General features: G+C 67.6%; 12 protein-coding genes. 5 read left to right on the forward strand and 7 right to left on the reverse strand.

Features of this window, described 5'->3' with window-relative positions; translation table 11 throughout:
* The first annotated feature begins 197 nt into the window (after positions 1-197).
* Entirely contained in the window at positions 198-1,511 is a 1,314-nt protein-coding gene (locus B4I46_RS07025) for a hypothetical protein (protein ID WP_286899273.1), read from the forward strand.
* A gap of 50 nt (positions 1,512-1,561) precedes the next feature.
* On the opposite strand, the gene B4I46_RS07030 is transcribed toward B4I46_RS07025, so the two are convergent.
* On the reverse strand, positions 1,562-2,059 hold the full coding sequence (locus B4I46_RS07030; RefSeq protein WP_043860059.1) for a PaaI family thioesterase: 498 nt from the start codon (positions 2,057-2,059) through the stop codon (positions 1,562-1,564).
* Positions 2,060-2,150: 91 nt separating this feature from the next.
* The gene (locus B4I46_RS07035; protein ID WP_043860058.1) at positions 2,151-2,804 is read right to left on the reverse strand and encodes an ArsR/SmtB family transcription factor; all 654 of its coding nucleotides are present in this window, start codon (positions 2,802-2,804) and stop codon (positions 2,151-2,153) included.
* 67 nt (positions 2,805-2,871) lie between these two features.
* On the opposite strand from B4I46_RS07035, the gene B4I46_RS07040 reads away from it, so the two are divergent.
* Positions 2,872-3,384, forward strand: a complete 513-nt coding sequence (locus B4I46_RS07040) for a DUF2938 domain-containing protein (protein WP_104572508.1) — start codon at positions 2,872-2,874, stop codon at positions 3,382-3,384.
* A gap of 2 nt (positions 3,385-3,386) precedes the next feature.
* Here B4I46_RS07040 and B4I46_RS07045 read toward each other — a convergent pair whose 3' ends face one another.
* Positions 3,387-3,971 (reverse strand): hypothetical protein, encoded by a 585-nt coding sequence (locus B4I46_RS07045; RefSeq protein WP_102063821.1) that lies wholly within the window; start codon positions 3,969-3,971, stop codon positions 3,387-3,389.
* A 79-nt stretch (positions 3,972-4,050) separates the two neighbouring features.
* Between B4I46_RS07045 and B4I46_RS07050 the strand changes: the two genes are divergently transcribed.
* The gene (locus tag B4I46_RS07050) at positions 4,051-4,452 is read left to right on the forward strand and encodes a low affinity iron permease family protein (protein WP_043860056.1); all 402 of its coding nucleotides are present in this window, start codon (positions 4,051-4,053) and stop codon (positions 4,450-4,452) included.
* A gap of 6 nt (positions 4,453-4,458) precedes the next feature.
* Here the strand turns inward: B4I46_RS07050 and ycaC are convergent, their stop codons facing one another.
* Both ycaC and B4I46_RS07060 read right to left on the reverse strand, forming a co-directional pair.
* Complete coding sequence (ycaC, locus tag B4I46_RS07055) at positions 4,459-5,088, reverse strand: isochorismate family cysteine hydrolase YcaC (RefSeq protein ID WP_286899278.1); 630 nt, start codon at positions 5,086-5,088, stop codon at positions 4,459-4,461.
* A 72-nt stretch (positions 5,089-5,160) separates the two neighbouring features.
* The gene (locus B4I46_RS07060; RefSeq protein WP_088515100.1) at positions 5,161-6,054 is read right to left on the reverse strand and encodes a pirin family protein; all 894 of its coding nucleotides are present in this window, start codon (positions 6,052-6,054) and stop codon (positions 5,161-5,163) included.
* Between the two features lie 96 nt (positions 6,055-6,150).
* On the opposite strand from B4I46_RS07060, the gene B4I46_RS07065 reads away from it, so the two are divergent.
* Together B4I46_RS07065 and B4I46_RS07070 are read left to right on the forward strand one after the other, a co-directional pair.
* Entirely contained in the window at positions 6,151-7,059 is a 909-nt protein-coding gene (locus B4I46_RS07065; protein ID WP_173925050.1) for a LysR family transcriptional regulator, read from the forward strand.
* Between the two features lie 196 nt (positions 7,060-7,255).
* On the forward strand, positions 7,256-8,017 hold the full coding sequence (locus B4I46_RS07070) for an AraC family transcriptional regulator (RefSeq protein WP_043860226.1): 762 nt from the start codon (positions 7,256-7,258) through the stop codon (positions 8,015-8,017).
* Here B4I46_RS07070 and B4I46_RS07075 read toward each other — a convergent pair whose 3' ends face one another.
* Together B4I46_RS07075 and B4I46_RS07080 are read right to left on the reverse strand one after the other, a co-directional pair.
* Complete coding sequence (locus B4I46_RS07075) at positions 8,018-9,532, reverse strand: MDR family MFS transporter (protein WP_043860227.1); 1,515 nt, start codon at positions 9,530-9,532, stop codon at positions 8,018-8,020.
* Positions 9,522-10,198, reverse strand: a 677-nt coding sequence (locus tag B4I46_RS07080) for an HlyD family secretion protein (protein ID WP_286899282.1), incomplete at its 5' end; no start/stop codon positions are given. The genes B4I46_RS07075 and B4I46_RS07080, both read right to left, overlap by 11 nt.

Here is a 10,198-nt window from a genome sequence, read left to right on the forward strand (position 1 = left end):
CGTCGGCCAAGCCAACTCCCACACCCTGCGGGCAGAAGCCGACCTCACAGCCCCAAGCAACCTGCTTCTGGCAAGCACCCCGGCACCTACCCGCCTGGCGCACACAATCAATCCATGTGGCAGCCAGATCAAAGACAGCCCCCACCGTCCCCGCCCTAAATGGCCACCACTCACGCCAACCCGGGGACCCCACCACCATGAACCTGCACCCTCACCTGCTTGCCGCCCTCAGCCTGGCTGCGCTGCTGGCCCAGCCATCAGCCCAGGCCATCGAGCTCTACGCCGATGACGAGTCCCACCTGAATGCCGACATCCTGGCGGTGTACGGCCTGTTCAACAGCCGCAAGAACTACGACGCCACGCCCGGCGGCTCGACCTGGCGCGAGGGCTTCATCAAGTATGGAATCAGCGGCGACCAGCGCCTGGCCGGCAACGGCAGTGCCTACGGCGCACTCAGCTGGGTCAGTTCCGCCACCTGGGGCGATGGCGACGCAGCCGGCAACACCGACGGCACCGAGCGCACCACCAAGCTGGAGGACGCCTACCTCGGCTGGCGCTCCGGCGAGCTGTTCCCGTTGCTGGGCAAGGATGGCGTAGATGCCTCGTTCGGCCGTCAGGTGGTCAAGCTGGGCCGCGGCTTTCTGATCAACGACGACGGCCCCAACCTCGGCAAAGGCCCCGCCGACGGCGCGCTGAACCGTGGCGGCGCCTATTACCTGGCGGCGCGCCACGCGTTCGACCGCACCGCCGTGCTGCGCCTGGGCGGCGAGCGTGGCGTGCACGCCAGCGTGCTGTGGCTCAAGTCCGACAACCGCGCCCAGGCCGAGACCGAACTGGCCGCCGGCACCCTGGATTACACCACCGCGGCCGGCACCCTGGGACTGACCTGGATTCACGGCCTGGGCGTGACCGAGCAATGGGCCAGCGAATTCCAGCGCCAACGCGACGGCATGGACACCTACAGCCTGCGCGGCGAAGGCAACGCCGGTATCGACAACGCCAGCTTCGCCTTCGAATACGCCTGGCAGGACAAGCAGGCCGGCCCGGAAAAGGCCTGGTACGCCGAGGCCGGCTACACCTTCGCCGAGCTGCCCTGGGCACCCAGCCTGACCTACCGCTACACCCGCTATTCCAAAGGCTGGGATGCCTTGTTCACCGGGCTGAGCACCGGCTACGGCACCTGGTTCCAGGGTGAGGTGGCGGCCAACTACGCGGGGCCGTTCAACAGCAATACCGGGGTGCATCACCTGGGCCTGGTGGCCAAGCCACTGGAAAACCTGACCCTGGGCGCGCTGTATTTCGACTTCGATACCCTGCACACACGCAACGCGCTGAACCTAGGTGCCCGCGAGCTGGACCTGTACGTGGAATGGACAGTCAGCCCGCACCTGATCGTCAGCCCGCTGGTGGGGCTGTACCAGCCGAAAAAGGACGAGAACACGGGGGGCAATCAGGTGGGCGGCAATGGCACCAACCTGTACAGCCAGGTGACGCTGGCGATGCCGTTCTGAGTTGGCTGGGGCGACGGCCAGGGACATGTCCAAGGCCATCGCCCCCGGGGTTACACGGTCGCGTGGGCCTGTTGCTTGAGGCGTTCGGTGTCGACGCGCACGAACACCGAGTCGGCCGTCACGGTGAGCACGTCGCCGGCCCAGACTTCGCAGATGACCCGGCTCTTGCGCCCCACCTCACCCTCGACCCACGCCTTGAGCACCAGCTCCACGCCCATCGGGGTGGGCTTGAGGTAGGTCAGCGAAAGCTTGCCGGTGACGCAGTCGATGCGCGGCAGGCTGCCCGGCTCGCGGCCTTCGGCGCGGTAGTGCCAGGCCATGGCGGTCCAGTTCGAATGGCAGTCCACCAGCATCGCCAGCAACCCGCCGTACACCAGCCCCGGCCAGCCGGTGAAGGTGGCATCGGGTTCGTGCCGGCACAGCACGTGGCTGCCGTCCTCGGCCCAGTGGCTTTTCAGGTGCAGGCCGCTGGGGTGGGAGGTACCGCAGCCGTAGCACACGCCCTCTGGCGCGGCGAGGTCTTGCAGGGGTAAGGCTTGGGCGTTCATAGGCTTCCTGATTGTTTTTATGGAAAGTCAGACCGTCGATGGTAACGCTGCCAGGCCCGCGCGCGAAAGCGCCAGGGGCCGCCGCAGAGGCTCAGGCCTCCACCGGCAGCCCTGCCGCCTGCCAGTCCGGCAGGCCGCTGTCGAGCCGGCGCACCTTGAAGCCGTGCTCGCGCAAGGCCGCGGTGGCGGTACTCGACAGCACGCACCAGGGGCCCCGGCAGTAGGCAACGATCTCCTGGTCCTGCGGCAGTTCGGCCAGGCGCTGCTGCAGCTCGTCCAGTGGCATGCTGATCGCCCCCGGCAAGTGCCCCAGGGCGTATTCCTCGTGGGAGCGCACATCCAGCAGGGTGATGCTCTGCTCGTGCAGGCGCTGCACCAGTTCGTCGCGCGACATCGCCTCCAGGCGCTCCTGCGCACTCATGCTGTCGGCCAGCAGCTCGCGCACCGCCAGGCGGTTGTGCTCGGCGAACTGCCCCAGTGCCGCCAGCACCTCCAGGATCGGCCCACCACCCAGGCGGTACAGCACGCGCTTGCCGTCGCGACGGGTCTGTACCACGCCGGCGCGACGCAGGTGCTGCAGGTGCTGGGAGGTGTTGGCCACGGACAATCCGCACAGTTCGGCCAGGCGCTCGACCGCACGCTCGCCCTGGGCGATGTGTTCGAGCAGGTGCAGCCGATGCGCATGGCCCAGGGTGCGGGCCAGCTCGGCGATATCGATGAAGTGTTGCTGAGGAAGGTCGGTCATTGACAGGAAGCTATCATTCGCCAATCATTCAATCAATTCATTGAATGTTTTATTCAGGAGCAACGCCATGTCCCCTCTGCTTCACTTCATCGCCAGTGCCAGCCTGATCGGGCTGCTGGGCACGGCGCTGGCCGACCTGTGGGCCGAAACACAGAAGCGGCTGCTGAATGTGCCCACGCCCAGCTGGCCGATGGTCGGGCGCTGGGTGGCGCACCTGCGCCATGGTCAGTTCATTCATGACAGCATCGCCAAGGCGCCGCCCGTACCGGGCGAAGCCCTGCTGGGCTGGGCGACGCACTATGTGATCGGGGTGCTGTACGCCGGGCTGCTGCTGGCGATCTTCGGCATCGGCTGGGCCCACAGCCCTACCCTGCTGCCGGCGCTGGCGATCGGTATCGGCACGCTGGTGGCGCCGTTCTTCATTCTGCAGCCGGGCATGGGCGCAGGCGTACTGGCCCGTCGCACCCCCAACCCCAAGGTGGCACGCCTGCGCAGCCTGGCGGCGCACACGGCGTTCGGGGTCAGCCTGTTCGTCGCGGCGCTGCTGCTCAATGGCCTGGGCCTGATGCCCCGGGGCTGAGCTCAGGCCTCACGCTGGCACCAGGCGTCTATCAATACGTCCAGCAATGCCTGCGCATCCGTGGTGTTGGCGTCGACCAGGGCAATGGCCCAGCCACAGCCGGCCAGCTCGAAGTGTTCGCGCCAGTTGGGCCACGCCACAAGCCCGGCCAGGTCGAAGGAAAACATGCCGCCCCGCTCGCCATGGCCGCCGTGAATCGACTCGCCCAGGCCGAATGGCTGCGGGTCGAAGGGCTTGAGGCTCACGTAGTACACGTGGTGGGTGTCGTGCTCCGGGGTGGGCGCGCGGTTGCACTGGGAGAAGTCCACCGACTGCCAGCCCAGCTCGCGCTCGTTCATCGGCTGTGCCTGCGCGAGCAGGTAGTCGAGCCCCAGCGTACGCCCACCCGGCCAACCGAGCTGGGTGGCACTGAAGGTTCGCTGGCGCGCCTTGCGTGGGTTGGCAAGCTCGCTCCAGCCCAGCTCGCGGGTCAGCACCAGGCCCTTGAGCAAGCGGTGCTCGCCATTGTTCAGCTCCAGCACGAACTGGCCGTAATCGGTGGGTATCACCCGCACCAGGTGCGTCGGTGCCCCGTGGTCCTGCCCCATGTCGTCTTCCCCTGATGTTACAAAGAATTTCGGCAACCCCGCAGGGTCTACCCAGTAGATCCCCACACAAGAGTCTGCCATGAAATTCGAACGCTTCGCCCAGGGCCTGGCCAAACAGGCCGGTCGCTCGCGCACCTTCCTCATCGCACTGGTACTGATCGTGGTCTGGGCCGTCACCGGGCCTTGGTTCGACTACAACGACACCTGGCAGCTGATCATCAACACCTCGACCACCATCGTCACCTTCCTGATGGTGTTCGTCATCCAGAACACCCAGAACCGCGACAACGACGTGCTGCACATCAAGCTCGACGAACTGCTGCGCTCGACCAAGGCGGCGCACAACGCGCTGATGAACCTCGACCAGCTGGACAACAGCCAGCTCAAGCAATTGCTCAAGGAGTACCGGGAGATCGGCGAAGACCGCGCCACCGACCTGCCCGCCGATGAAACCGGGGGCAGGCGCGGCGACGCGCAGTGAGGCGGGCTACTGGTTGGCGCCGGTGAGGGTGTTGTAGCTGGTGATCAGGTTGCGGTAGTCGGGGATGTGGTTGGAGAACAGCGCGCCCAGCCCCTCGACATCGTTGCGCCAGTCGCGGTGCAGTTCGCAGGCTGCGCCGAACCAGGTCATCAGTTGCGCACCGGCCGACGACATGCGGTCCCAGGACGCGTCGCGGGTGATCGGGTTGAAGGTGCCGGAGGCGTCGGTGATCACGAACACCTCGAAGCCTTCGGCAATCGCTGACAGCGCCGGGAACGCCACGCACACCTCGGTGACCACACCGGCGATGATCAGCTGCTTCTTGCCGGTGGCCTTGACCGCCTTGACGAAGTCTTCGTTGTCCCAGGCGTTGATCTGGCCGGGGCGCGCGATGTACGGCGCGTCAGGGAACTGCGCCTTGAGCTCGGGCACCAGCGGGCCGTTGGGGCCGCTTTCGAAGCTGGTGGTGAGGATGGTGGGCAACTTGAAGTACTCGGCCAGGTCGGCCAGCGCCAGCACGTTGTTCTTGAACTTGTCCGGCTCGATGTCACGCACCAGCGAGAGCAGCCCGGCCTGATGGTCGACCAGCAGCACGGCGGCGTTGTTCTTGTCCAGACGGGTGTAGGGAACACTCATGGTCATACTCCTTGCAGGGTGGTCCGGCGCCGTGGCGCCGGAGTTGGGACAAACGTGAGTTGCATACAGACCCTAGTCGGCGCGTGTGACAGTGCCGCCGCCATTGGTCATCTGGCCGAAGCGCCCGGCGCGAAAATCGGCGAACGCCGCCTCGATCTCGGCATCGCTGTTCATCACGAACGGGCCGTAGCCGACGATGGGTTCATCCAGCGGCTCGCCGCTGAGCCACAGCACCGCCGCCTCGCTGTCGGCCTGCAGCAGCACTTCGTCGCCGGCACGCTCCAGCAGCACCAGTTGTGCCGGGCCCACCGAACGCTCGCCATTGACCGTGACCTGGCCGCGCAGCACCACCAGGGCGCTGCTGTGACCGGCCTGGGCAGGCAACCGCACGGGCTTGCCGGGCTTGAGCTGCATGTCCCACACCTGCATCGGCGTGAAGGTGCGCGCCGGGCCGCGATGGCCGTGGTAGTCACCGGCAATCACCCGCAGGCTGCCGGCACCGCCGGGCAGCGCCACGCTGGGGATGTCGGCGGCCAGCAGGGTCTGGTAGCCGGCAGGGGCAGACTTGTGCCGGGCCGGCAGGTTGACCCACAACTGCACCATCTCCAGGGTGCCGCCACTGCGGGCGAACGACGGCGCATGGAACTCTTCATGCAGGATGCCGCCTGCGGCCGTCATCCACTGCACATCGCCCGGGCCGATCAGGCCGCCGGCACCGGTGGAGTCGCGGTGCTCCAGCTCGCCCTGGTAGACGATGGTCACCGTTTCGAAACCGCGGTGCGGGTGCTGGCCGACGCCGCGACGGGCGCTGGTGGGGGTGAAGGCATGGGGCCCGGCGTAGTCGAGCAGCAGGAACGGGCTGATGTGCTGGGCCAGGTTGTCGTAGGTGAACAGGCTGCGTACCGGGAAGCCGTCACCCACCCAATGCGGGTGCGGGCTGCTGTAGACGCCTTGGATCTTTTTCATGAGCTACCTCCTCTCGTGCATGAAGCCAACGATAAGGGCGCAACGCTGAAGGCGGTAGATAGCGTAAAGTGCCCTCAGCGTTCCATTTGGAGAACAGTGGTGGAAGACCTCAACGACCTGTACTACTTCGCCCAGGTGGTCGAGCACGGTGGCTTTGCCGCCGCCGGCCGTGCCCTGGACATGCCCAAGTCCAAACTCAGCCGGCGGGTGGCCGGGCTCGAGGAGCGCCTCGGGGTGCGCCTGATCCAGCGTTCCACCCGGCATTTTTCGGTAACCGACATCGGGCAGGCCTACCACCGCCATTGCGTGGCCATGCTGGTGGAGGCCGAGGGTGCGGCCGAGCTGATCGAGCGCCACCGTGCCGAGCCCCAGGGCATCGTGCGCCTGAGCTGCCCCACGGCGCTGCTGGATTTCTGGGTGGGGCCGATGCTGTCGCGCTTCATGGTGCAGTGCCCGCTGGTGCAGCTGCATATCGAGAGCACCAACCGCCATGTGGACCTGATCCAGGAAGGCATCGACATTGCGCTGCGGGTGCGGGTGCCGCCGCTGGAGAGCAGCGACCTGGTGATGAAGGTGCTGGCCAACAGCACGCAGTTGCTGGTGGCCGCGCCCGGCTTGCTGGCGTCGTTGCCCAGGCCCATCGTGCCCGCCGACCTGGCCGCCTTGCCGAGCCTGCACTGGGGCAACCCGCAGCGCGATTATCAATGGCAGCTCAATGGCCCGGACGGCGCCACGGCCAGCTTGCGGCACACGCCGCGGCTGGTGACCGACGACCTGGTGGTATTGCGCCAGGCGGCGCTGGCGGGCGTGGGGGTGGTGCACCTGCCACTGGTGGTGATCCGCGACGAACTGGCCCGTGGCGAGCTGGTGCAACCCACCCCGCACTGGGCGCCGCAATGCGGGCTGGTGCACGCGGTGTTTGCCTCACGGCGCGGGCTGCTGCCTTCGGTGCGGCACCTGCTGGATTTTCTGGCCCAGGAGTTTGCCCAGAGCGGGATCGATTGATGTGCCAGGGTTTGCTGGCGCTATGCGCCAGATCGCGGGTCAAGCCCGCTCCCACGGGGATTGCGGCACTCTTTGAATAGGCGCTGTACCTGTGGGAGCGGGCTTGCCCCGCGATCGAATGCACAGCATTCGCTGAACCTGCACCCACCGATCATCAGGCATACTGCCCCCCCACCCTCAATCCCAACGCACCGCCATGCAGCCGATTGTCCCCCTGGCAGAAAACTACCCCCACGGCGAGCGCATCGCCCCGCACTGCCACAACCGCGCCCAGCTGATCCATGCCCTGAGCGGGGTGATCACGGTCAACTCCAGCCAGGGCTGCTGGGTGGTTCCGCCAGGGCGCGGCGTATGGGTGCCCGCCGCCGTCGAACACGACCTGAAGATGGCCGGCCAGGTCCGCATGCGCACCCTGTTCGTCGCCTCCGACGCGCGCCCCGACCTGCCGCTGACCTGCCGCGTGGTGGACATCCCGCCGTTGCTGCGTCAACTGATCATCAGCGCCATGCTCATCCCCGCCGACTACCCGCCCGGCGGGCGTGACGAGCGGGTGATGCAGTTGATTCTGGACGAGATCCGCGTGCTGCCAATTCTGGCCCTGCACGTGCCGCTGCCGGTCGACCCGCAACTGGCCGCGCTGTGCCAGGCCCTGCGCGACGACCCGGCCAGCCCCTGGAGCCTGCAGCGCGCCGCCGCCCACAGCGGCCTGAACGCACGCACCCTGACCCGCGCGTTCCAGCGCGAAACCGGCCTGAGCTTCATCCAGTGGCTGCGCCGCCTGCGCCTGCTGGCCAGCCTCGACGCGCTGGCCGCCGGGCACTCGATCCTGAACGTGGCGCTGGACCTGGGCTACGACAGCCCCAGCGCCTTCAGCGCCATGTTCCGCCGCACCCTGGGGGTCTCGCCCAGTGCCTACTTCGGCAAGACCCCGGCCTACGGCCAGCCCGACGCCGACTAGTCAGCGTGCATGCTGGCGCAGCAGCAGCGACGCCAGCGCACACACCGCCAACGCCACGCACGACACATAGAACGCATCCGAATACGCCATCAGGTAGGCCTGCTGATGCACCGTCTGGTCCAGCTGCGCCAGCACCTGCAGGTGCGCCGGGGCCTGTGCATCGAGCACCCCGCCGGGCAGACGCTGCTGCACGGGTGCATCGAACAGCGTCAGGCTCTCATTGATGCGCTGCCCGTGAAACCGTTCGCGCAACGACACCAGCTGCGTCAGCAGCGCCGTGCCCACCGCACCGCCCAGGTTGCGCAGCATCGAGATCAGCGCCGAGGCCGAGCCGGCCTGGGCCTTGTCCAGCCCTTTCACCGCCAGCACCGACAGCGCCACCATGATCAGCGGCTGACCCAGCCCGCGCACCACCGTGGAGGGGATGATCACGTTCTTCGCCGCGTCCGCCGACAGGTGCGCCCCCAGCCAGCAGCCCAGCGCCATGATCGCGAAGCCGCTGGCCACCAGCACCTTGGCGTTGAGCCAGCGCATCAGGCGCGGCAGCAGCGGCGCCAGCAGCAACTGCACCATGCCGTAGGCGATCAGGCTGATGCCGATTTCGCGGGCGTTGTAGCCCTGCACCTGGGACAGGTAGTTGGGCACCAGAAACACCAGCCCGAAGGTCGCCGCCCCGAACACCGCCATGGCCAGGCTGGCCACGCCGAAGTTGTAGCTGGCCAGCAGGCGCAGGTTGATGAAGGGCCGCGCGCCCCACAGCTGGCGCTGCACGAACAGCGCCAACGCCACCACGGCAATCACGCTGAAGGTGACGATGAACGCCGAATCGAACCAGTCCTCGCGCCCGCCCTCCTCCAGCACGATCTGCAGCGCGCCCAGCCCCAGCGCCATGGCCGCGATGCCCAGCCAGTCGGCGCCGCGCAACTGGGCGCGGTCGCCGGCCTGCGCGGGGATCGACCACGCCACCGCCGCCAGCAGCGCCACTCCGGGCAGCAGTTGCAGCAGGAAGATCCAGCGCCATGAATAGGCGTCGGTCAGCCAGCCGCCGATCGACGGCCCGGCGGCCTGGGCCACGCTGTTGGAGAGGCTGAACAAGGCCATGCCCAGGGCGATCTTGCTCGGCGGCAGCTCGGTGATGATCAATTGCATCGACAGCGGGATCAGCACCGCCCCCGAAGCGCCCTGGATCACGCGGATGGCGATCATCGCCTGCAGGTTCGGCGCCAGCGCGCAACTGACCGAGCTGATCAGGAACACCAGCGAGCCCACCAGCATCACCCGGCGCAGCGAGAACACCTGCACCAGCCAGGCGGTGAGCGGAATCATGGTGATTTCCGCCACCAGGTAGGCGGTGGAGATCCATGAGCCTTCCTCGAACGTCGCCCCCAGCGCGCCTTCGATTTCCGGCAGCGCGGCACTGGTGACGTGCACGTTCATGCCCGCCATGAAGCAGCCGAACAAGCCTCCGATCACCGCCACCCACGCGCGCAGCGATACCTTGTCTTCAGTGCTCATCGCGCACCTGCGCCGTGCGCGTATCGATGGTGGCGATCACCGACATGCCCGGCAGCAGCCGCGGCGTGCCGGGTTCCACCGGGTCGAGGTGAATACGCACGGCAAAGCGCTGCACGATCTTGGTGAAGTTGCCGGTGGCGTTGTCGGGCGGCAACAGCGCGAACACCGCCCCCGAGCCGGGCGAGACGCTGTCGACCGTGCCCTGCCAGTGCCGGCCGAAGGTGTCCACCTCCAGGGTCGCGCGCTGCCCCGGGCGCATGTGTTCGAGCTGGGTTTCCTTGAAGTTGGCCACCACGTAGGCCTGCTCCACCGGCACCACTGCCAGCAGTGGCAGGCCGGGGCTGACGTACTGCTGCACACGCACCTTGCGCTGCCCCACCACGCCGTCGAAGGGCGCCCGTACCTGGGTGTCGGCCAGGGCGTTCTCGGCCAGGGCCAGGGCCGCCTCGGCCTGTTCCAGCTCGGCCTCGCGGCGCACCAGTTCGGCCCGGGCCTCGCGCTGCTGGCTGGCCAGCACCTGGTGCCGGGCCCGCTGCATGGCCCAGCCGGCGTCCGCGCCCTTGAGTGTGGCCTGCGCCTGAGTGCGTGTGGTGCTGGCGCGTTCGGCACGCTGGGCACTCACCGCGTTCATGCCGATCAACTGGCGGTAACGCTGCCAGTCGAGTT

Source organism: Pseudomonas sp. UBA7500, from assembly GCF_002478435.1.
Classification (GTDB): domain Bacteria; phylum Pseudomonadota; class Gammaproteobacteria; order Pseudomonadales; family Pseudomonadaceae; genus Aquipseudomonas; species Aquipseudomonas palmensis.